The following is a 22,314-nucleotide window of genomic DNA, read 5'->3' as shown; positions in this document are numbered from 1 at the left end:
TGGACTGCTCGCGCAGCCCTGTGGATTACTTCGTCTCGACCGCGTGGCCGCCGAACTGGTTCCGCAGCGCCGCGATCATCTTCATCTGCGGAGAGTCCTCCTGGCGCGACGCGAACCGCGCGAAGAGGGAGGCCGTGATCGCCGGGAGCGGCACGGCGTTGTCGATGGCTGCTTCCACAGTCCAGCGTCCCTCGCCGGAGTCCTGTGCAAAACCCTTCAGCCTGTCCAGGTGCTCGTCCGCGTCGAGGGCGTTGACCGCCAGGTCCAGCAGCCAGGAACGGATGACCGTGCCCTCCTGCCAGGAGCGGAAGACCTCGCGCACGTCCGTGACGGAGTCGACCTTCTCCAGCAGCTCCCAGCCCTCGGCGTAGGCCTGCATCATCGCGTACTCGATGCCGTTGTGGACCATCTTCGCGAAGTGGCCCGCGCCGACCTTGCCGGCGTGCACCGCGCCGAACGTCCCTTCGGGCTTGAGGGCGTCGAAGACCGGCAGCACCCTGGCGACGTCCTCCGCGTCGCCGCCGTACATCAGCGCGTAGCCGTTCTCCAGACCCCAGACGCCGCCGGAGACACCGCAGTCGACGAAGCCTATGCCCTTGGCCGCGAGCTCCTCGGCGTGCTTCTCGTCGTCCGTCCAGCGGGAGTTGCCGCCGTCCACGACGACGTCGCCCGGCTCAAGGAGCTCGGCCAGCTCGTCGATCGTCGACTGGGTGGGGGCACCGGCCGGGACCATCACCCAGATCACGCGCGGGGCCGCGAGGCCTTCCACAAGCTCTTTCAGGCTGTGGACATCCGCGAGGTCCGGGTTGCGGTCGTATCCGACGACGGTGTGGCCCGCGCGGCGGATCCGCTCGCGCATGTTGCCGCCCATCTTGCCGAGGCCGACGAGACCGAGCTCCATCAGTGTTGATCCTTAGGTTGCTGTGTGGCGTGTGAGGCACCTGTTCGTACCCATGTCCGAGCCTAAACCCGGGCGCTCACGCACAGCTGTGGGCATACACGCTCATATGTACGCCCCGACCTGCGGGTTTCCCCAAGGCCGGGAAGACCTTCTCCACGGCCTGTGGACAACTCCCGCCGAGTCAGCCGCTCAGCCGGACCGGCATGATCAGGTACTTGTAGGCCTCGTCCGCCTCCGCGTCCAGGGCCGGCTTGCCGCTCAGCAGGGCGGGCTTCGTGGACGTGGTGAAGGAGAGCTGGGCGACGGGGGAGTCGATCGCGCTCAGGCCGTCCAGCAGGAAGGTCGGGTTGAAGGCGATCGAGATGTCGTCGCCCTCCAGGTGCGCGTCGACCCTCTCCACAGCCTGTGCGTCGTCGCTGGAGCCGGCCTCCAGGATGAGCACGCCCTGCTCGAAGCTGAGCCGCACCGGGGTGTTGCGCTCGGCGACCAGGGCCACGCGCTTGACGGCCTCCACGAAGGGAGCGGTCTCGATCACGGCGATCGAGTTGAACTCCGTCGGGAACAGCGTGCGGTACTTCGGGAGGTCGCCCTCGAGGAGGCGGGTGGTCGTGCGCCGTCCGGCGCCCTCGAAACCGATCAGGCCCTCGCCCGCGCCCGAGCCGGACAGCGCCAGGGTCACGCTGTCACCGCTGGTCAGCGCCTTGGCCGTGTCCAAGAGCGTCTTGGCGGGCACCAGAGCGACCGCGGAGGCCTCCGGGTTCTCCGGCTTCCACAGGAACTCGCGGACCGCGAAGCGGTAGCGGTCGGTGGAGGCCAGCGTCACCGTGTCGCCCTCGATCTCGATGCGCACACCGGTGAGGACGGGCAGCGTGTCGTCACGGCCCGCTGCGATGGCCACCTGGGCGGCCGCGGAGGCGAAGACCTCACCCGGCACCGTGCCCGTCGCGTTCGGCATCTGCGGCAGGGACGGGTACTCCTCCACAGGCAGGGTGTGGAGTGTGAACCGCGAGGAACCGCAGACCACCGTCGCCCGTACACCGTCTGTGGAAATCTCCACCGGGCGGTTGGGGAGCGCCCGGCAGATGTCGGCGAGCAGCCGGCCGGAGACGAGGACCGTGCCCTCCTCCTCGACCTCCGCCTCCACCGACACCCGCGCGGAGACCTCGTAGTCGAAGCTGGACAGGCTCAGAGCCCCGTCCTCGGCCTTCAGCAGGAGGCCGGCGAGGACAGGCGCCGGCGGACGGGCCGGGAGGCTGCGTGCCGCCCAGGCCACTGCCTCCGCGAGTACGTCGCGTTCCACCCGGATCTTCACTGTTGCCGCCTCCTGCTGTTGCCGGCGCTTCTACGGCCTGCCTGGCTTCGTCGTCTGTCTCGGTGTCGTCGGCCCCGGTGGTGGGAAGGACACCGGGGAACAGTCTGACGCACGGCACTGACAGTAGGTGCCCGTCGGGGTCAAGTCGTGACGAGGGGCAGCCGGGAGCCGGACGGCGAGTTGTGCACAGGACCCTCTTCGAAACGAACTTCTCGCTCTCTCTAGTCGGGAGTAGTAGTAGGGGCTGTGGATACCGTGGATAACCCCGTTTTCCCAGCTCAGAGGCGAGATTTTGTCCACTGGCCCTGTGGGCGGAGGCGGTGGACAACTCCGGGGTTCTGTGGAGAACGGAAAGTTCTGCACACCCCGTGCACAGCCTGAGGCGACTTCTCCCCAGCGCCGTCCCCAGCTTTACCCACGTTTCCCACAGCCCAACCCGGCACCTTCGTGTGACGCCTTTCACTCGACGCGGTGATCAGGCGCGTCACGTTGCCGAACAGTGGACAGGCATGTGGAGAAGTGCCGATTCGCTGGGGACAACAGGGCCCGGCCTGTGGGTTGCCGGTGGACAACTCGATGCACAGCCTGTGGATCTTCCGCCTGTCCACAGTCTGTGGAGATCCTCCGTCCACGAATCCACAGCCACCTGAACTGGGGTGATCGTCTTTCAACAGGTTGCCTGTGGACCGTGCTCTGGACAACTTCGCAGTCCCCAGGATGTGGACGGGAAAAAGTCACCGGATCTGTGGAGAGAGGCCGTAACCCGGCGGTTAATCGAACAGCGGGTGTCCGCAGGACGACGAAGGGCGCCCCCGGGATCGGTCCCGGGAGCGCCCTCGACGGCGTGAGTGCGGCTGGATCAGCCGTTCTTGATGCGGTTCGTCAGCTCGGTCACCTGGTTGTAGATGGAGCGTCGCTCGGCCATCAGATTGCGGATCTTGCGGTCCGCGTGCATGACGGTCGTGTGGTCGCGGTTGCCGAACTGGGCGCCGATCTTCGGCAGCGAGAGGTCGGTCAGCTCACGGCACAGGTACATGGCGATCTGCCGGGCGGTGACCAGGGCCCGGCCGCGCGAGGTGCCGCACAGGTCCTCCACCGTCAGCCCGAAGTACCGCGCGGTCTCCGCCATGATGGCGCCGGCCGTGATCTCGGGAGCGGAGTCCTCGCCGCCGGGGATCAGGTCCTTGAGGACGATCTCGGTCAGACCCAGGTCCACCGGCTGCCGGTTGAGCGAGGCGAACGCCGTCACCCGGATCAGCGCGCCCTCCAGCTCGCGGATGTTGCGCGAGATGCGGGAGGCGATGAACTCCAGCACCTCGGGCGGGGCGTTGAGCTGCTCCTGCACCGCCTTCTTGCGCAGGATCGCGATGCGCGTCTCCAGCTCGGGCGGCTGGACGTCGGTGATCAGGCCCCACTCGAAACGGTTCCGCAGCCGGTCCTCCAGCGTGACCAGCTGCTTGGGCGGCCGGTCGCTGGAGAGCACGATCTGCTTGTTGGCGTTGTGGAGCGTGTTGAAGGTGTGGAAGAACTCCTCCTGCGTCGACTCCTTGTCCGCGAGGAACTGGATGTCGTCGACGAGCAGGATGTCCATCTCGCGGTAGCGCTTGCGGAAGCTGTCGCCCTTGCCGTCGCGGATGGAGTTGATGAACTCGTTGGTGAACTCCTCCGAGCTCACGTAGCGCACCCGCGTGCCCGGGTAGAGGCTGCGCGCGTAGTGCCCGATGGCGTGCAGCAGATGGGTCTTGCCGAGGCCCGACTCCCCGTAGATGAACAGGGGGTTGTAGGCCTTCGCCGGTGCTTCGGCGACGGCGACCGCGGCCGCGTGCGCGAAGCGGTTGGAGGCCCCGATGACGAACGTGTCGAAGAGGTACTTCGGGTTCAGGCGCGCGGTGGGCTCACCGGGACCGGTGGCCGGCGCGGGCTTCGCGGCCAGCGGGCCGGGGGCGCCGGTGGTGGGCAGGTTGGGGCCGACGGGGCCGCCGCGGTGGACGTGCCCCGAGCCGGACGGCGGCTCGGGCAGCTCCCGGCGGGGGGCGCGGTCGTACTCGCTCCGGCCGTCGCGGTCGTAGTCGGGGCGCGGTTGGTCGTAGTCGGGGCGCTGGCCGTCGTAGGGCGGCCTTTCCATCGACTGCGGACGGTAGTCCTGGGACGGCGGGGCGTACGAGTCCTGCGGGGAGCCGTAGGAGTCCTGCGACGGAGAGGCGTAGGGGTCGCGCTCCGGAAATCCGAGGCGCTGCTGCTGCCAGCTGTACTCGTCCTGGGAGGGGCGCGGCCAGGCCCCGGGCTCGGGACGCTGGTACTCGGAGGGGTAGGCCGGGCGCGGGCTGGGCAGCTGGTCCGCGCGCGGGGGTGGCAGCTGGTCGCCCGGGCCGCCGGGCAGCTGCTCGGCGCGCGTCTGGTGGCGATCGTCGGCGCGGTGGCGGCCGTACCCCTCGTACTGGTTGTCGTAGGAGCCGTCGTACTGGCCCGAGGGGAGTTCCGGTTCCTCGTAGCGCGGCTGGGAGCGGACCGGGGGCGCCGGCGGGGCCGGGGGTTCGCCGGCGGAGTCGTCGACGGTGATCGCGATACGGATCGGGCGGCCGCACTCGCGGCTCAGCGTCTCGCTGACGATCGGCGCGAGGCGCCCCTCGAGCACACCCTTCGCGAACTCGTTCGGTACGGCGAGCAGGGCGGTGTCCGCGACGAGCGCGAGCGGCTGGCAGCGCCGGATCCAGTGCTCGTCCTTCGTCTCCACACCCTGCCCGCGCCCCTCGCCGAGAAGCTGCTCCAGTACTCGTGGCCACACTGCGGCAAGATCGGCAGGTACGTCAGCCACAGGGCACGCTCTCTCACGAGTCCCACGAACGTGTGGTTGTGGGACGGGTCGGGATTCAAATGGGGTGGAGCCAAGAACAAGGGGTCAAGGGAACGAATCGGAGTTCAGCCACGGTAGTCAGGGCGACGGGTGCGGTTCAAGTTGTTGTCCCCAGGCTGTGGATAGTGTCTCTCCGTGACTCCTGGTTTGACCGGATGGCGTAGCCGCGCGTACCGTGACCAGGTCGAGTTGTCGATGGCTGCTGCCGCCTGCCTCCGAAGGGCACAGATCGCTGAAGGTGATCGGGAAGCGGTGCACTCGGGCGTAACTGCGAGCTACTCGTGGGCGCACGGTGACAGCCAGGACGGCACCCGCAACCACCGATTTGATTTCTGGAGCCCCCGAGTGAGCAAGCGCACCTTCCAGCCGAACAACCGTCGTCGCGCGAAGACCCACGGCTTCCGGCTGCGTATGCGCACCCGTGCCGGCCGCGCGATTCTCGCGTCCCGCCGTAGCAAGGGTCGCGCCCGTCTGTCCGCCTGATCCCGGTCAGGTCATGCCGTCGTGCTGCCCACCGAGAACCGGCTGAGGCGGCGCGAGGACTTCGCGACCGCGGTACGACGAGGGCGCCGGGCCGGCCGCCCGTCCCTCGTCGTCCATCTTCGTAGCGGTGCCACGGACCCGCACGCGCCTGGGGAGAGCGCTCCCCCGACGCGTGCGGGTTTCGTCGTCAGCAAGGCCGTGGGTGGAGCGGTGGTCCGCAACAAGGTGAAGCGCAGGCTTCGTCATCTGATGCGCGATCGAGTCGCCCTGTTTCCCCCCGGTAGCCTGGTAGTCGTACGAGCGCTGCCCGGTGCGGGCGACGCCGACCATGCACAACTGGCCCGAGACCTGGATGCCGCCCTGGAGCGGCTGCTGGGAGGGGGCGCGCGATGAAGTACCCGCTGCTGGCTCTGATCAAGCTGTACCAGTGGACGATCAGTCCGCTGCTCGGACCGGTGTGCAAGTACTACCCGTCGTGTTCCCACTACGGCTACACGGCCATCGACCGCCACGGCGCCATCAAGGGCACGGCGCTCACGGCCTGGCGCATCCTGCGGTGCAATCCGTGGTCGCTGGGCGGTGTGGACCATGTCCCTGAGCGCAAGCGTCCGCGGTGGCACGAAATGCTGCGTGACGCCTGGCGCGCACGCAGGGGCGGGCCCTCCGCCGCCGAACCGGTCACCGAAGAGAATCCTGTTTCGAGCACCGAAGAGAATCCTCCTTCGAGCCCGGCCGCAGAGACCTCGTCCCATGCCCAAGGAGCATGATTAGTGGACACGATTGCCAGCCTCTTCAGCTTCATCACGACACCCGTCTCATGGGTCATCGTCCAGTTCCACAAGATGTACGGCGCCATCTTCGGCCCCGACACCGGGTGGGCCTGGGGCCTGTCGATCGTGTCCCTGGTGATCCTGATCCGTATCTGCCTGATCCCGCTCTTCGTGAAGCAGATCAAGTCGACGCGGGCCATGCAGACGCTCCAGCCGGAGATGAAGAAGATCCAGGAGCGCTACAAGAACGACAAACAGCGTCAGTCCGAAGAGATGATGAAGCTGTACAAGGAGACGGGCACCAACCCACTCTCCTCGTGCCTTCCCATCCTGGCGCAGTCTCCGTTCTTCTTCGCCCTGTACCACGTGCTCAACGGCATCGCCTCGGGCAAGACCATCGGCGTCATCAACGACTCGCTGCTGGCCAGCGCCCGTAAGGCGCACATCTTCGGGGCGCCGCTCGCCGCGAAGTTCAAGGACGGCAGCGCCACTGTCCACGCCCTGGGCGCCACGGTCGCCGATGTCCGGGTCGTCACCGCGGTCATGATCGTCCTGATGTCGGCCTCGCAGTTCTACACGCAGCGCCAGCTGATGACGAAGAACGTCGACACCACGGTGAAGACGCCGTTCATGCAGCAGCAGAAGATGCTGATGTACGTCTTCCCGGTCATGTTTGCCGTCTTCGGCATCAACTTCCCGGTCGGTGTCCTCGTCTACTGGCTGACCACCAACGTGTGGACCATGGGCCAGCAGATGTACGTCATCCACAACAACCCCACCCCGGGTTCCAAGGCCCAGGCCGCCTACCTGGAGCGCCTGACCAAGCACGTCACGCAGCACGGCAAGGTCCGTCGCCGCAGCGAGAAGACGATCGTCAAGGCGATCGTCGCCAAGGGTCGCGACCGCAACGAGTTCGAGCGCAAGTTCATCAACGGTCTGAACAAGGCGGGCCTCGCGGCCCAGGCCGACGGCACCGTGGTCAAGAGCGACAGCGCCGTGGCGGTCCAGACCGAGGACGGTACGCCCACGACCGGCACCGCCGCCCCCAAGCGCCAGCAGCCCAAGCGTCAGACCAAGGCCCAGCGGCAGACCGGCGGTGCCAAGCCCGCCGGTGAGACCACCTCGCTGAGCAAGTCCGACGAGCCCGAGGACGCCAAGCCTGCCGCCCCTGCCAAGAAGGCCGCTCCACAGCCCGGCGCCGGCGGCACCCGCAGCAAGGCCCAGTCCGGGCAGCGCAAAGGCCCGCAGCGCCCCAAGTCCCCGTCCAAGAAGTAAGAAGGAGCCCATCCCGTGACGGAAGGCACCACCTCCGCCGCTGCCGAGGGTGCAGACACCCTGACCCGCCTGGAGCAGGAGGGCGAGATCGCGGCGGACTACCTCGAGGGTCTGCTGGACATCGCCGATCTCGACGGCGACATCGACATGGACGTCGAGGCCGACCGCGCCGCTGTCTCGATCATCAGCGACGCGGGGAGCCGAGACCTGCAGAAGCTGGTCGGCCGTGACGGCGAGGTGCTGGAGGCGCTGCAGGAGCTGACGCGCCTGGCCGTCCACCGGGAGACCGGGGACCGCAGCCGGCTGATGCTGGACATCGCGGGCTACCGGGCCAAGAAGCGTGCCGAGCTGTCCGAGCTGGGTGCCAAGGCCGCCGCCGATGTGAGGAACAGCGGCGAGCCGGTGAAGCTGCAGCCGATGACGCCGTTCGAGCGCAAGGTGGTGCATGACGCGGTCAAGGCCGCGGGCCTGCGCAGCGAGTCCGAGGGCGAGGAGCCGCAGCGCTTCGTCGTCGTACTTCCCGCCTGATCGGTCCCCCACGTCCCTCCGGCCCCGTCTGTTGCGCAGACGGGGCCGGTCTTTGTCAGCCTGATAGTTCTGGTGGTCGGCGCCGGGTACGCCGGTGCGGTACGGAAGGACGGTCCCCGTGACGGAGGCAGCGGAACTCCCCCCTGCGCCCGAGCATGCGCGTGAGGTGTTCGGCGATCGCTTCGCGGACGCGGTGCGCTATGCGGAGCTGCTCGCCGAGGCGGGTGTGCAGCGGGGGCTGATCGGCCCACGGGAAGTGCCCCGCCTGTGGGAGCGGCATCTGCTGAACTGTGCGGTGCTCTCGGAGGTCGTGCCCGAGGGCGTCACCGTGTGCGACGTCGGCTCCGGGGCCGGCCTGCCAGGCATTCCCCTGGCGCTCGTCCGGGAGGACCTGAAGATCACGCTGCTGGAGCCCTTGCTGCGGCGGACCACCTTTCTCACCGAGGTCGTGGAACTGCTGGGCCTGGACCATGTGACGGTCGTCCGCGGCCGCGCCGAGGAGGTCATGGGCAAGATCACTCCGGTCCATGTGGTGACGGCGCGAGCGGTGGCCCCGCTGGACCGACTGGCCACCTGGGGAATCCCGCTCTTGCGCCCGTACGGCGAGATGCTGGCGCTCAAGGGGGACACCGCGGAGGAGGAGCTCAAGAGTGCCACCACTGCGCTCAGCAAGCTCGGTGCCGTGGAGACCTCCATCCTGCATGTGGGTGAGGGAGTGGTGGATCCCTTGTCCACGGTCGTCCGGGTCGAGGTCGGTGAGAGCCCCGGCGGTGTGCGGTTCGCGGCCAAGCGCGCGAAGGCCGCTCGCACCGGTCGCGCGCGCCGACGCCGCTGATCCGTCCTGACGACGAGACGTACTCCACACAAGCTGCCGAACCTACGCACGCCGGAGTGTCGCGACAGTTCGATCACGGCTGCTGTGCATCGTGTTTCACGTGAAACGTCGCTCACTGTTGCACGGCATTATCAGCCGGGGCCGCGCTGCGGCCGAACCCCGCGACCGAAAGCCCCTTGGTTCACTCGATGAGGGTGTGAAGTTGTCCACAGAGGTGGATTTCTCCACAGAACAACAGGCCTCACTGGTTCACAACCCCGAAGACATGGGAGGCTCTGTTCATTGCGAGCCTGAAGTCGAGGAGAGTGAATCCTTGCGGTCCGACGCCAACATCGCGGGACCGATGACCGATCCGGTCCCCGGTCCCCGTACCGAGTCGATGGGGGAGGATGTTTCACGTGAAACACCGCCCCCGATGGACGACACTCCGATCGGTCGTGCTGCCCAACTGGCGGTGGAGGCGCTGAATCGCGCCGGCGAGGGCCTGCCACGGCCCGAGCAGACCCGCATCATCGTGGTCGCCAACCAGAAGGGCGGCGTGGGGAAGACGACGACTACGGTCAACCTCGCCGCTTCGCTGGCTGTGCACGGCGGCCGTGTCCTCGTGGTCGACCTCGACCCCCAGGGCAACGCGTCCACGGCCCTGGGAATCGACCACCATGCCGAAGTGCCGTCCATCTACGACGTGCTGATCGACAGCAAACCGCTGGCCGAAGTCGTTCAGCCCGTCCCCGATGTCGAAGGACTCTTCTGCGCGCCCGCCACCATCGATCTCGCCGGTGCGGAGATCGAGCTGGTGTCCCTGGTGGCGCGGGAGAGCCGACTGCAGCGGGCGATCCAGGCGTACGAGCATCCGCTGGACTACATCCTCATCGACTGCCCGCCCTCACTCGGTCTGCTGACGGTCAACGCGTTGGTCGCCGGCGCGGAGGTGCTCATCCCGATCCAGTGTGAGTACTACGCGTTGGAGGGTCTGGGGCAACTGCTGCGCAACGTCGACCTGGTGCGGGGGCACCTCAACCCCGCCCTGCATGTCTCGACGATCCTGCTCACCATGTACGACGGCCGGACGCGACTCGCGTCGCAGGTCGCGGAAGAGGTGCGCACCCACTTCGGCGACGAGGTGCTGCGGACGAGCATTCCCCGCTCGGTCCGCATCTCCGAGGCGCCGAGCTACGGACAGACAGTGCTGACCTATGATCCGGGGTCCAGTGGTGCCTTGTCCTATCTTGAGGCGGCACGAGAAATCGCTCTGAAGGGTGTCGGCGTCAGCTACGACCCGACGCAGGCCCATATCGGCGCCCAGAGCAACCCGAGCATGGTGGAGGGGATTCAGTGAGCGAGCGACGGAGGGGTTTGGGCCGTGGTCTCGGCGCACTGATCCCCGCGGCCCCGACGGAGAAGACGCCGGCCCCGGCTGCGGCTTCCGCGTCCCCCGCATCGGTTCCGGTGCTGACGACCGAGCGCGGAGTGGCCGCGGCGAAGGTGGCCACGCTGCCGCCTGTTTCACATGAAACCGAGGAGCCGTCGCTGTACGGCGCCGCGGAGACGCCCGCGGCTCCCATGGGCGCCCACTTCGCGGAACTTCCCCTCGACTCCATCAGCCCGAACCCGCGCCAGCCGCGTGACGTCTTCGACGAGGACGCGCTGCAGGAACTCGTCACCTCCATCAAGGAGGTCGGGCTCCTCCAGCCGGTCGTCGTTCGACAGGTCGGCCCCGCGCGCTATGAGCTCATCATGGGTGAGCGGCGCTGGCGGGCCAGCCGTGAGGCCGGTCTTGAGGCGATTCCGGCGATCGTGCGGGCCACGGAGGACGACAAGCTTCTCCTGGACGCCCTCCTGGAGAACCTGCACCGCGCGCAGCTGAACCCGCTGGAAGAGGCCGCGGCCTACGACCAGCTCCTGAAGGACTTCAACTGCACGCACGACCAGCTGGCCGACCGCATCGGTCGCTCACGCCCTCAGGTCTCCAACACCCTGCGTCTGCTGAAGCTCTCGCCGGCGGTCCAGCGGCGGGTCGCCGCGGGGGTCCTCTCCGCCGGTCACGCCAGGGCGCTGCTGTCCGTCGAGGACTCGGAGGAGCAGGACCGACTCGCCCACCGGATCGTGGCCGAGGGTCTCTCCGTCCGGGCCGTCGAGGAGATCGTGACCCTCATGGGCTCGCGGCCGCAGACGGCTCAGCGCTCCAAGGGCCCGCGGGCCGGTGCCCGGGTCTCCCCGGCGCTCAGTGACCTGGCGACCCGGCTCTCGGACCGCTTCGAGACGCGGGTGAAGGTCGACCTGGGGCAGAAGAAGGGGAAGATCACGGTCGAGTTCGCCTCCATGGAGGACCTCGAGCGGATCCTTGGCACGCTCGCCCCGGGCGAGGGTCCGGTCCTGCAGAAGGGCCTTGCGGAGGGTGACTCGGAGGAGTCCGAGGCCTAGGCAGTCCGGGGCAGGCCGAGTGGTCTCGCTCGGCCGGTGGACGAGGCGGGCCGTGTCCGGTGTGTACGGACACGGCCCGCTCTTTGCTTTCAGGCGGTATCGATGGAATGGCTGTGTGGATACGATGCGTTCAGGTATGGCGCATCCACCTGGCAGTACCTCTGAGAGGGGGCAGGGGCCATGCGAACGATGAGCCGCACCGGGCTGGTGGGCGCGGGCCTTGGACTCGGCGCGGTCGGCGGCTTCGTCGGCAGCCTGCTGAGAGAACGGAGCGCTCTGACAGCCGCTCGCGACGCTGCGGGCGAAGGAAGCGAGGAACAGCCTTCATGGGGCGTCGGCTCGTACCGCTCACGCTGGACAACCTTCAGGACCTTCCCAAGCGTTGCCGCTCGTGTGTCTTCTGGGAACTGGACCCCGTCAGCGGTGAGGCCGCGATAAAGGCGGGCACGGCCGCGCTGGAGAAAGAGGCATGGATCTCGGCAGTCCTGCTGGACTGGGGATCATGCGGCCGGGTCGTGTACATCGACGACGTTCCGGTGGGCTTCGTGCTCTATGCACCGCCCGCTTACGTCCCCCGCTCCACGGCGTTTCCCACGAGCCCCATGTCGCCGGACGCGGTACAGCTGATGACCGCGTTCATCATGCCGGGCTACCAGGGGCAGGGGCTGGGCCGGGTGATGGTCCAGACGGTCGCCAAGGATCTCCTGCGCCGGGGCTTCAAGGCCATCGAAGTCTTCGGAGACGCTCGGTGGAGGGAGCCCGCGTGTGTTCTGCCGGCCGACCACCTCCTGGCGGTGGGGTTCAAGACCGTACGGCCGCATCCCACGTACCCGCGCCTGCGGCTGGAGTTGCGGACGACGCTCTCCTGGAAGGAAGACGTCGAGATGGCGCTCGACCGGCTCCTGGGGGCCGTACAGAAGGAGCCTGCGCTCCGTCCTCTCTGACGGTCTGACGGGCCGTGTCAACGCGAAGGGGCCGACCCGGACGGGTCGGCCCCTTCATGTTTCACGTGAAACATCACTCAGCGATGAAGTCCTCGAGGTCGCGGACGATCGCGGCCTTCGGCTTGGCACCGACGATGGTCTTGGCGACCTCGCCGCCCTGGTAGACGTTCAGCGTCGGGATGGACATGACGCCGTACTTGGCAGCCGTACCCGGGTTCTCGTCGATGTTGAGCTTGACGACCTCGATCTTGTCGCCGTACTCCTTGGCGATCGCCTCGAGCGACGGGGCGATCTGGCGGCACGGACCGCACCAGGCGGCCCAGAAGTCCACCAGGACGGGCTTGTCGCTCTTGAGGACGTCCTGCTCGAAGGAGTCGTCGGTCACGTTCTTCAGGTCGGCCACTGCGGGGGCTCCTTTTACTGGTGTGCGGTGGGGCGGAAGGGGGTCAGACGGAGGTCTTCTCGGGCTCGGCCTGCTCCTCGTCCGCCAGGGCCGCGAGGAAACGCTCGGCGTCGAGAGCGGAGGAGCAACCGGTGCCGGCGGCGGTGATCGCCTGGCGGTAGGTGTGGTCGACGACGTCACCGGCGGCGAACACACCGGTCACGTTGGTGCGGGTCGAGGGGGCGTCGACCTTGAGGTAGCCCTCCTCGTCCAGGTCGAGCTGGCCCTTGAAGAGTTCGGTGCGCGGGTCATGGCCGATCGCGATGAACAGGCCGGTGACCGCCAGGTCGCTCAGCTCGCCGGTCTTGAGGTTGCGCAGCTTCAGACCCGCCAGCTTCTGGTCACCCTGGATCTCGGCGACCTCGCTGTCCCATACGAATTTGATCTTCGGGTCGGCAAAGGCGCGATCCTGCATCGCCTTCGAGGCGCGCAGGGTGTCCCGGCGGTGGACGATCGTCACGGACTTGGCGAAGCGGGAGAGGAAGGTGGCCTCCTCCATCGCGGTGTCGCCGCCGCCGATCACGGCGATGTCCTGGTCCTTGAAGAAGAAGCCGTCACAGGTGGCACACCAGGAGACACCGCGACCCGACAGCGCGTCTTCGTTCGGCAGGCCGAGCTTGCGGTGCTGCGAGCCGGTGGTGACGATGACGGCCTTCGCCTTGTGCACGGTGCCGGCGGTGTCCGTGACGGTCTTGATCTCACCGGTCAGGTCGACGGAGACCACGTCGTCCGGGACGAGCTCGGCGCCGAAGCGCTCGGCCTGGGCGCGCATGTTGTCCATGAGCTCGGGGCCCATGATGCCGTCCTGGAAGCCGGGGAAGTTCTCCACCTCGGTGGTGTTCATGAGCGCACCACCGGCGGTGACGGCGCCCTCGAAGACCAGCGGCTTCAACGACGCGCGCGCGGTGTAGAGCGCCGCCGTGTAGCCGGCGGGCCCGGAGCCGATGATGATCACGTTACGGACGTCGCTCACGGCTAGTTTCCTCGTCTCTGGTCTGCGTCGTCGGACCGGCGGGAGCGCCTTTCGGAACTCTCACCCCACCCAACGGATCCTAAGGGGCGCGCATTCCCGCTGTGTCCGGGTACACGGGGCATGGCACCGGAACGCGTGAAGACGCGACACCGTACGGGATACCACCGGAGACGCAGACGAAGCTTCGGCGCTACGGCCGGATGTAGGACTGCCTCAGCAGAACCTTGGCCTTCGTCTGCGGATGGGAGACACACGCCGTGTCGACGAGGTACGCGTTCACCTTCGTGCTGTCCGAGGGATCGGATAGAACGACGAGCAGGGCGTGGGTGCCCTTGTAGGTGACCGCCTCGGTCGCCAGCGCCACATCATTGCGGCCGATGCCGTTCTGGATACAAGGAGGCACCGAGGGCGCACGGTCGATCTTGGGCGAGACGAGGCCAGGGTCACTCTGCACGCCCACGCTGCTGTGCGGAGCGGAGGAGCCGCGTCCCCGGGTCTGCGCCTTGGCGAGGAGGTCGGTCACTTGCTTCTCCAGCCTGCTGTCGGAGAAGGTGTCCGCCGTCGCGGTCTGTCGGCCGCCGGCTTCCGGACGGGAGGGCTTGCCGTCGTCGAGCGTGGCGATCAGTACGGATCCGAGTCCCAGTGCGGCGATCGCGAAGACGCCACCGAGAACGGCGATCCTGCGACGTGCCGCCCTCTTGCGGTTCTTACGGCCCGGACCGGTCGTCGAGACCCGTGCCCGCCCGGAGGGACGATCCGCGGTTGCCGATGTTTCACGTGAAACATGAGCGCTGTCGTCGGTGTCAGGTGCGGTGGCGCCCAGGAGGAGGGCCTCCGCGGCGAGGGCGGCGTCGATGCGACCGGCGACGTCGGCGGGCATCTGAGGTGGTTCGGGAAGCGTGCCAAGCAGTCCCCTGATCTCCTCCAGGGACGCATAGACGTCCGCGCAGAGTTCGCACGCGTCGAGATGCTGCCGTATGTCGGCGGTACGGGTCGCGGGAAGGAGTCCCTCGGTGAGGTCGGAGATCTCGGCGACGTCCGGGTGCCCGGCCCTGTCCGTCGTGGATGTCACGATCGCCCACCTCCGCCCTTCACAGCAGCTGAATCGCTTGGCCCGTTATCACGTGGAGCGGCAGTCGGCGGCCCCGCTGCCGGTGGGACGGATGTCCCCTGAGTCCGGTTCCGCCTTTCACCCTGTTCTTTTCCTGTACCGGCGCTTTCCGGCCGGAGATGGGTGAGCAGCGGCAGGAGTCTCGCTCTGCCACGGGCGCAGCGGCTCTTGACGGTTCCGGTCGGGACGTCGAGCATGGCGGCGGCTTCGGCGACGGGGTATCCCTGCATGTCCACGAGGACGAGGGCGGCACGCTGGTCGGGCGGGAGGGTGCCGAGCGCCTCCAGCAGCTGGCGGTGCAGGTCGTTGCGCTCCGCTGGAGCCGACGCTTCCTCGTGCGGCTCCAGCAGCTGCTCCAGCCGTTCGGTGTCGTCGACCGGAGCGGTCTTGCGCGAGGCAGCCTTGCGGGCGCGATCGAGACAGGCGTTCACCGTGATGCGGTGGAGCCAGGTCGTGACGGCCGACTGTCCGCGGAAGGTGTGGGCGGCCCGGTAGGCGGACACGAGCGCATCCTGAACGGCGTCGGCGGCTTCCTCACGGTCGCCCAGCGTCCGCAGCGCCACGGCCCAGAGACGATCCCGATGCCGACGTACGAGCTCACCGAAGGCGTCCGGGTCGCCCTCTACATGGCGGGTGAGAAGATCCTGATCGCTTGCGTCGCCATATGCGTTCCCATCTGCCATCGGACCCCCTCCCGTGTACGACGTGCTCAGCCTGTGAACTTCAGGTCGGTTATGGCCTGCTTGTATCCCACGCCGCTGTACGAGTCTCCCGGCGCGTACGGCAGGGCCGTGAACCAGACGAGCACGTACCGGCTCTTCACCGGCTTGGTGACCGTCACCTTGGCGGTCGTTCCCGTCGTCGTCACCGAGCCCATTTTCGTCATCGACGCCAGCGGAACCGACGAACTCATGGAATCGGTCGCGTACAGCGTGACGGTCGTGTGGTTGCCGCCGAACAGAAGCCCTATCGAGGCGGCGGACACCTCCTGCTTCGAGCCGAAGTCGTAGACGATACCGACGCCGGGCTTGAAGAGGGGGTTCATGTTCGGACCGTCCTTGTAGCTGGCGGTGCGCCAGTACGTGGAACTGTCGTGGTCGTAGGTCTTGTCGACGTCGTTGGGGTGCTGTGCGTCGCCCTTGGCGACGTATTCCTGCGCTCCCTGGATGGCGAGGGTCCTGACCGGCTTCGGGGCCTTGCTGTTCTTGTCGTTGCCGTCCGTCGTCTGGGTCTTGTTGGTGTCGTCGGACTTGTTGCCGCTGTCCATGAGGACTTCCGCGAGCTGCCAACTGCCCAGCCCCAGCGCGGCGATGAGGAGCGCCGACACGGCCCACTTCAGTGCCCTGCCGGTACGACTCTGCAGCGGGGCCGGCGGTGACGGGACGGGCTGGGTGGCGCCCGGACGCGGTGCCGGACGGCCGTAGGTGCCCTGCTGGTAGGTCGTGCGCTGGTACTCCGGCGGTGCGGTGAACGCCGGCTCCGGCGGGCGGATGCGCGGCATCTCGCCGATCGCCTTCACCAGCTCCTCCGGCGTCGTGCAGGGAGACTCGTGCCGGGACGCGGTCGCCCCGTCGTTGGCCAGCGCGCGCATGCTGAGCTCGGACAGGCCGCGGTGCACGCCCGCCCGCACCTGGTCCGGCGCGATCAGGCCGACGTCCTTGGGCAGCCCGGACAGACCGTAGGCGTCGCTCTCGTACGGCCAGCGCTGGGTGAGTGCCGCGTACAGCAGCGCGCCGATGGCCTCCGTGTCCGTGCGCTGCGGGGTGGCGGAGCTGATGCCGCGCAGCGCGGCGTTCACGGCGAGGCCGCGGATGCGCCACTGGCCGGTCGAGGTGCGCAGCACGGCGTTGGGGTTCAGGCGCAGATGGGCCAGGCCCTCACGGTGTGCGGCAGCCATCGCCGAGGCGATCTGACTGACCATCTGGTAGGCCTCGTACACCTCGAGCGGGCCCGGGGCGAGGAGGGTGGTCAGCTCGACGGCGTCGGGGAGCCACTCGTGGACGACGTAGACGAGGTCGTTCTCCTCGACCGCGTCCAGCACCTGCACGAAGCGCGGATCACCGAGCAGCGCCGAGGAACGGGCCGCGGCCAGTACGGAACGTGCCCGCGCGTGATCCGCGGGCAGGATGTGGACGCCGACGGCGCGGCGGAGTTTCTCGTCCACGGCCCGCCAACTGCTGAATCCGTCCAGACGGGTGACGCACTCCTCCAGGCGGTACCGTCTGGCGAGTTTGTGACCGCTGTGCAGCTCGGGCGCTGAGGCCTCCCCGGAACCTTCGGTCCCGCCACTCCCCTGTGCCTCGTCGATCTCCGTGTCCCGCTCCCGGTTCTGGGCCACCCCGTCGGCCGTGGACTGGTCCGCCTGTGCGGTCAGCGGCTCGTCGCCGCTGTTGTCTGCCACGTCGACGGCAGCCGTGCTCCGTTCCGCCACCGTCGTCCCTGCCTCCCCATCCATTGCGCGCCGACCGCCATCCGTGCGCGCCGTCCGACGCCGAAACCAATTGTGCCCACAGTCCGCCGCTATGCACGACACGCGGTGGCGGACGATGGTTGTGCGCGTACCCCCGCGTCAGCGCCCCAGACGCCCGCGGACCATGCCGACCAGCGAGTTGAGCTCCTCGATGCGCATCTTGCGAGCCGCGAGGAAGAAGGTCCCGAGCAGGACCGCCCCACCGACCAGCAGCGAGGCGAAGGACCCGACGACGCCCTGGCCGAGCGCGTGGCCGATTCCGTAGCAGGCGGCGCCGCTGAGGGCGGCCGCGGGCACCGAGGCGATGCCGAGCCTGGCGTACGTCCGCAGGACACGGGCGCCGTCCAGGTCGCCGCCCAGCCGCTTGCGCAGCCGGTTCCAGGCGACACCGACGCCGATGGCGTAGGCGAGGCCGTAGGCGGCGGCCATGCCGGCCACGGCCCAGCGGGCCGGCAGCACGAGATAACAGAGGGCGGAGGCAGCCGCGTTGAACGCGGCCACGATGACCGTGTTGTAGAAGGGGGTTCGGGTGTCCTCGTAGGCGTAGAAGGCGCGCAGGACGACGTACTGCACGGAGTACGGGATGAGACCGAGACCGAAGGCCATCAGCATGTAGCCCATGTTGGTGGCGGCGCCCGTGCCCGACGTGCCGAAGATGAGCGTGCACATCGGGATGCCGAGGGCGAGGAAGCCGAAGGCGATCGGCACGATCGCGACGGCCGTGGTGCGCAGGCCTTGGGAGATGTCGTCGCGGACGGCGCCGCCGTCGCCCTCGGCGGCCGAGCGCGAGATGCGGGGTAGAAGGGCGGCCATCAGGGAGACCGTGATGATGGCCTGTGGCAGGCCCCAGATGAGCTGGGCGTTGGCGTAGGCGGAGAAGCCGGTCCCGGCGATGTTCGTGTCCTTGACGGCTGCGGTGGCCAGCTGGGTGACGACGAGCGCGCCCGCCTGGTTCGCGAGGACGAAGAGCACGGTCCACTTGGCGAGCATCGCCGCCTTGCCGAGACCGTGGCCCTTCCAGTCGAAGCGCAGCCGCAGCCGGAAGCCCGTCTCGCGCAGGTAGGGGATCATCGCCAGCGCCTGGACGACGAGTCCGAGCAGGACGCCGATGCCGAGGAGCCGCTGCCCCTCCGGCGGAATGGTGGTGACGCTCATGCCGGAGTCCCTGGAGGTGCCGTACACCCACAGGAACATGCCGAGCGTCACGATGATGACGATGTTGTTGAGGACCGGCGTCCACATCATGGCGCCGAACTTCCCGCGGGCGTTGAGCACCTGACCCATCACCACGTGGACGCCCATGAAGAAGATCGAGGGCAGGAAGTACCGGGTGAAGGTGATGGCGACCTCATTGGCGGCGGGATCGCTCGCCACGGGGTTCGACAGCATCCGCACCAGGATCGGCGCGATGAGGACGCCGACCACGGTGAGAGCGGCCAGCGCGACCATCACGAGGGTCAGCAGACGGTTGGCGAAGGCCTCCCCGCCGTCCTCGTCCTCCTTCATCGACCGCACCAGCTGTGGGACGAAGACGGAGTTGAGGCCGCCGCCCACGGTGAGGATGTAGATCATCGTCGGCAGCTGGTAGGCCACCTGGAAGGTGTCGCCGAGGAGCGCGGTGCCGAGCGCCGAGACGATCAGTGCGGAGCGGATGAAGCCGGTGAGGCGGGAGACCATCGTGCCCGCGGCCATGACGGCACTGGACTGCAGCAGCCCGGAGGCCCGGCCGCCCTTCTTCGCGGCCGGAGCTGCGGCGGCGGCCGGGGGCGCGGCGGGCGCGGGGGTGAGGTTCATGGTCTGGTCGTCGACCGGCGCCGACGCGGGGGTCTGCGCACCCGGAGCGGTCGCCGGGCCCGGCACCGTCAGGGCTTCGGGCGTCAGAGGTCCTGCGCCCTGCTGCTGGTCCCGGAAGAGGTGCGCGAAGGCGTCGTGCTCGGGACGCTCCTCGCCGGCCCGGGTCACCAGATCGTCGACACCGACGTACTGGGTGGTCCGAGGGTCGTCGCCGTGCGGCAGGTACTGGGTCGCGCCGTCCGGCTCGGGCGCCGGGGGCCGTGCCCACATGCGCGGGTCGGGGGCGTACGGCGACTGGGGCGGCTGGGCGTACAGCGGCTGCTGCGGCTGGTAGCTGCCCGGGGGAGGCGGAGGGTGCGCGGCACGGTCGTAGAGCGCCTCGGCGACGGGATCCTGCGCCGCCAGGTCCTGTGCGCGGTAGGGGTCCTGGGCATAGGCGTCCTGGAGGTACATGTCGGCGGGCGGCTGCGGCGGCACCTGACCGGGCTCGGGCGGCGGGCCCTCGGGATACCCCGAGCTGCCCGCGGCCTGGCCGCGGTCACCGTCGTACGGCGCGTTCATGGTTACCCCACCTCATAGTCCCGGGCCCACGGCCACGACATCCTCAACGGTCCACTCTCTCACCCGTGCCGGACGGGTCCGTGCTTTCCGCTGCGGTGTCCGCTGTCGGGTCACTCGGCTGCTGCGGGTCGTCTGCCCGGGCATCGGTGCCCGACTCCTCCTTGAGACGGCTGTCGGGGCCCTCTGGGTTCTCCGGTCCCTCGTCGCCCTCGGCCGCCGTGTCGTCCGGACCGTTCTCCGCGGCTTCGCGGGCAGCTGCCCGCTTGCGCTGGGTGTACATGCGGAAACCGGCGAGGACGAGCAGCAGGAAGCCGCCGCCGATGACCAGCATCACGGTGGCCGTGAACTCGGTGACCTTGACCTCGAAGGAGACCGGGCCGCCGTACTTCTGACCGTCCTCCGTGTACAGCTGGGCCGTCACGGTCGCCTGGCCGTTGGCCTTGGCCGTCGTGGTGAACTTCACCGTCTGGCTGTGGCCGCCGGAGACCGCGATGGGCTGTTCGTCGTAGGCGTCATCGCCGATCTTGAGGCGGGTGGGGCTGTTCGAAGTGAGCCGCAGCACCAGGTGCTGGACGCCCTGCACCAGGTTGTTCTGGACGGTGACGGGGATCGTGGCGCTGCGTCCGGACAGCTTGGTGTCGGACTTGTCGATCAGCTTGACCTGGCCGGTCAGGCCGGTGAGGTAGGTGTCGACGTCGGTGCGGAAGCTCTGCGCGGCGTACGGGCGGCCGCGCCACGACGTGGACATCTCGCGGTTCATGGCCCGCCCGAAGGGGGTCACCACCCGTGACTCGTTGCTCAGGATCACCCGGAAGTTGTCGAGCTTGTCCCGGGTGCCCGCGATCTGCTCGAAGGCCGAGCGCGGCAGCTCCTGCCTGCGCAGCGAGGAGGGGTACTCCGAGGCCGACGGCACCTTGGTGGTGGCGGCGGGATCCGGCTTGGCCTTCGCGGCCGCCGTGAGTTTCTCGGACTGGGACCAGTTCCCGGCCTCGAGGTCCGTCACCGCCTCGGCCATGGCCTGGGCCTGGCGCGTCGTCGGGATGCGCTGCGGGGCGACGACGATGTTGCGCTGCTTGTTCGTCTGGGTGTTCAGGGCGAGGCTCTGGGCGAGGAACCTCTGCACGGCCAGCGTGGACGCGGCGGCCTTGGTCAGATCGCCCTGGAAGGCCGTCGACAGACGGGAGTCCGCGACCACCGCCGTGACGCCGCCACCGATCGGACGGGCGGCGGAGGGCGTGTACGACAGGCCGCCGGTCTCCTGGAGGCTGTCGCTGCGGGCGATGATCTGGTCGGCGCCGGCGGAGGTGGCGACCTTCACGATCGACGGGTCGACGGCGCCGTCCACGGGCCAGGCGAAATCGGTCGTCGGGGTGACGTGCAGCACCGTCTTCACCGTGGTGGCGGCGACGTCCGTGGCTTCCTTGAGGTGGCTCAGCGAGCCGGTGACGCTGGTGCCGTTGTGGGCGAGGGAGGCCAGATCCGGGTCGGCGAAGGGGAGGGCGACGACCTCCTTGTCCGCCACCGCCTGTTGCAGCTCGTCGAGCCACTGCTTCGCGATCGCCTGGTGCGTGCCCGCCGTGGTGCCGCCCGCGGTCTGGATCTTGTAGCTGCCGGTCATGGCGTCGACGGAGGCCAGCAGGTCGGGGTCGATGACCCAGGTCACGTCGAGGTTCTTGCCCAGCGAGAGCATCTCGTCCAGGCGGCCGCCGGGGGAGATCGCCTTGGCGAGGTCGTCGTTGAGGAAGACCGGCGTCTGCTGCTGGTTCGACCCGGTCTCCGCCGTCATGTGGACGTCGGAGACCAGAGGCCACAGGAACGTCGTCTTCGTCTTGGTGTCCGCGGCGTCGGGCTGCCAGGGCAGGAAGGTTCGCTGGACACCGAGAACCTGGTTCCACGGCTGGGCGGAGGTCTGGCCGGAGAGCGAGACCGCGAACTGGTACACCCCGTCGTCACCGAGGTCCAGCTTGTCGACCGGCACGGAGATGCTGAAGGGCTCGGCGACCCCCGGGGTGAGCTTGGCGAAGTCCTCGACATACTTGCCGCCCACCTCCGTGCCGGTGGGGCCCTGGAGGCTGTCGCTGTCGCGGGCGGCGCTGTCGATGCCGGAACGCGTGGTCAGCTCGGGGCCGACGCGCAGTCCCACATGGGCGTCGGTGACCGCCTGCTTGCCGTTGTTGGTCACCGTCCCGGACACGGTGAGGGTGTCGCCGTCCGTGGGGACGGTCGGACTGAGGGAGTCGAGGGCGATGGCGACCGAGCCGGAGCCGGAGGCGTCCTGCAGGGAGGTCCGGCCCTCGGCGTCCGCGTGGCTCGCGGCGGGCAGCTGCAGCAGACCGGCCAGCAGCGGTGCCCCGGCGAGCAGCGCCCCGGAGCGCCGCAGCCAGCGGCGGGCAGGTGAGGGACTCGTCCCCTGGAAGTCTGCCGCCTCGGCCACGCGCTCGCCCGTCCCTCGTCGTCGTCAGTGGTCGTCGCAATGTGCGTCCACGCATGGTAACGATGCGCGCTGAGGGGAAGTGCCGCGGACTGCTCCACAAGATCGGGGAACAAGAGCGTCCCGTCCCATATGTGCCTGTATAAGGACCACGGGGTTGTGCACGTTTAATGGAGGCGCCCACGGTCGTACGGGCCACGTACCCT

At 68.6% G+C, this 22,314-nt stretch carries 19 protein-coding genes; 9 read left to right on the top strand and 10 right to left on the bottom strand.

The features are described 5' to 3' along the window. Positions 1-25: 25 nt before the first annotated feature. The 3 genes from gnd to dnaA all read right to left on the bottom strand — a co-directional run bounded on the left by gnd (position 26) and on the right by dnaA (position 5,028). Complete coding sequence (gnd, locus tag ABZ453_RS38700) at positions 26-901, bottom strand: phosphogluconate dehydrogenase (NAD(+)-dependent, decarboxylating) (RefSeq protein ID WP_359022755.1); 876 nt, start codon at positions 899-901, stop codon at positions 26-28. A 181-nt stretch (positions 902-1,082) separates the two neighbouring features. Further along, positions 1,083-2,213, bottom strand: a complete 1,131-nt coding sequence (gene dnaN, locus ABZ453_RS38695; RefSeq protein ID WP_359022753.1) for a DNA polymerase III subunit beta — start codon at positions 2,211-2,213, stop codon at positions 1,083-1,085. Positions 2,214-3,072: 859 nt separating this feature from the next. Continuing rightward, positions 3,073-5,028 carry a chromosomal replication initiator protein DnaA gene (gene dnaA, locus ABZ453_RS38690; protein WP_359022751.1) on the bottom strand — a complete coding sequence of 652 codons (1,956 nt, stop codon included), beginning with the start codon at positions 5,026-5,028 and terminating at the stop codon, positions 3,073-3,075. Between the two features lie 384 nt (positions 5,029-5,412). Here dnaA and rpmH point away from each other — a divergent pair, with 384 nt between their 5' ends. The 9 genes from rpmH to ABZ453_RS38645 all read left to right on the top strand — a co-directional run bounded on the left by rpmH (position 5,413) and on the right by ABZ453_RS38645 (position 12,326). Then, complete coding sequence (gene rpmH, locus ABZ453_RS38685) at positions 5,413-5,550, top strand: 50S ribosomal protein L34 (RefSeq protein WP_003956500.1); 138 nt, start codon at positions 5,413-5,415, stop codon at positions 5,548-5,550. A 21-nt stretch (positions 5,551-5,571) separates the two neighbouring features. Then, complete coding sequence (gene rnpA, locus ABZ453_RS38680) at positions 5,572-5,943, top strand: ribonuclease P protein component (protein ID WP_133048360.1); 372 nt, start codon at positions 5,572-5,574, stop codon at positions 5,941-5,943. Then, positions 5,940-6,317, top strand: coding sequence for a membrane protein insertion efficiency factor YidD (gene yidD / locus ABZ453_RS38675; protein WP_208780332.1), 378 nt, complete (start codon positions 5,940-5,942; stop codon positions 6,315-6,317). The genes rnpA and yidD overlap by 4 nt, the downstream gene beginning before the upstream one ends. A gap of 3 nt (positions 6,318-6,320) precedes the next feature. Further along, complete coding sequence (gene yidC, locus ABZ453_RS38670) at positions 6,321-7,595, top strand: membrane protein insertase YidC (protein ID WP_359022748.1); 1,275 nt, start codon at positions 6,321-6,323, stop codon at positions 7,593-7,595. 15 nt (positions 7,596-7,610) lie between these two features. Then, entirely contained in the window at positions 7,611-8,123 is a 513-nt protein-coding gene (locus tag ABZ453_RS38665) for a R3H domain-containing nucleic acid-binding protein (protein ID WP_359022746.1), read from the top strand. Positions 8,124-8,241: 118 nt separating this feature from the next. After that, positions 8,242-8,958, top strand: coding sequence for a 16S rRNA (guanine(527)-N(7))-methyltransferase RsmG (gene rsmG, locus ABZ453_RS38660; RefSeq protein WP_359022744.1), 717 nt, complete (start codon positions 8,242-8,244; stop codon positions 8,956-8,958). Between the two features lie 265 nt (positions 8,959-9,223). Beyond that, positions 9,224-10,297: a ParA family protein gene (locus ABZ453_RS38655; protein WP_208780343.1), complete on the top strand. Its 1,074-nt coding sequence runs from the start codon at positions 9,224-9,226 to the stop codon at positions 10,295-10,297. Beyond that, complete coding sequence (locus ABZ453_RS38650; protein WP_359022742.1) at positions 10,294-11,382, top strand: ParB/RepB/Spo0J family partition protein; 1,089 nt, start codon at positions 10,294-10,296, stop codon at positions 11,380-11,382. Before ABZ453_RS38655 ends, ABZ453_RS38650 begins: the two co-directional genes overlap by 4 nt. A gap of 326 nt (positions 11,383-11,708) precedes the next feature. After that, positions 11,709-12,326, top strand: a complete 618-nt coding sequence (locus tag ABZ453_RS38645; protein WP_359022740.1) for a GNAT family N-acetyltransferase — start codon at positions 11,709-11,711, stop codon at positions 12,324-12,326. Positions 12,327-12,399: 73 nt separating this feature from the next. Here the strand turns inward: ABZ453_RS38645 and trxA are convergent, their stop codons facing one another. From trxA to ABZ453_RS38610, 7 genes are all read right to left on the bottom strand, one after another. Then, entirely contained in the window at positions 12,400-12,729 is a 330-nt protein-coding gene (gene trxA, locus ABZ453_RS38640) for a thioredoxin (RefSeq protein ID WP_058924306.1), read from the bottom strand. 43 nt (positions 12,730-12,772) lie between these two features. Next, a complete protein-coding gene (gene trxB / locus ABZ453_RS38635) occupies positions 12,773-13,741 on the bottom strand; it encodes a thioredoxin-disulfide reductase (RefSeq protein ID WP_359022737.1) in 969 nt (322 codons plus the stop codon). A gap of 190 nt (positions 13,742-13,931) precedes the next feature. Continuing rightward, positions 13,932-14,813: a hypothetical protein gene (locus ABZ453_RS38630; protein ID WP_359022735.1), complete on the bottom strand. Its 882-nt coding sequence runs from the start codon at positions 14,811-14,813 to the stop codon at positions 13,932-13,934. Continuing rightward, on the bottom strand, positions 14,810-15,535 hold the full coding sequence (sigM, locus tag ABZ453_RS38625; RefSeq protein ID WP_359022733.1) for an RNA polymerase sigma factor SigM: 726 nt from the start codon (positions 15,533-15,535) through the stop codon (positions 14,810-14,812). The genes ABZ453_RS38630 and sigM overlap by 4 nt, the downstream gene beginning before the upstream one ends. Before the next feature lie 26 nt (positions 15,536-15,561). After that, positions 15,562-17,283, bottom strand: a complete 1,722-nt coding sequence (locus tag ABZ453_RS38620; RefSeq protein ID WP_359022731.1) for a serine/threonine protein kinase — start codon at positions 17,281-17,283, stop codon at positions 15,562-15,564. A 138-nt stretch (positions 17,284-17,421) separates the two neighbouring features. Beyond that, entirely contained in the window at positions 17,422-19,677 is a 2,256-nt protein-coding gene (murJ, locus tag ABZ453_RS38615; RefSeq protein WP_359022729.1) for a murein biosynthesis integral membrane protein MurJ, read from the bottom strand. Between the two features lie 43 nt (positions 19,678-19,720). After that, complete coding sequence (locus ABZ453_RS38610; protein WP_359022727.1) at positions 19,721-22,111, bottom strand: DUF6049 family protein; 2,391 nt, start codon at positions 22,109-22,111, stop codon at positions 19,721-19,723. Positions 22,112-22,314: the final 203 nt, after the last annotated feature.

It is taken from the genome of Streptomyces sp. NPDC005799, assembly GCF_040630525.1.
Taxonomy (GTDB): domain Bacteria; phylum Actinomycetota; class Actinomycetes; order Streptomycetales; family Streptomycetaceae; genus Streptomyces; species Streptomyces griseorubiginosus_B.
Note: the sequence above shows the minus strand (reverse complement) of the source record. Positions and strands in the feature narration are given on the sequence as shown.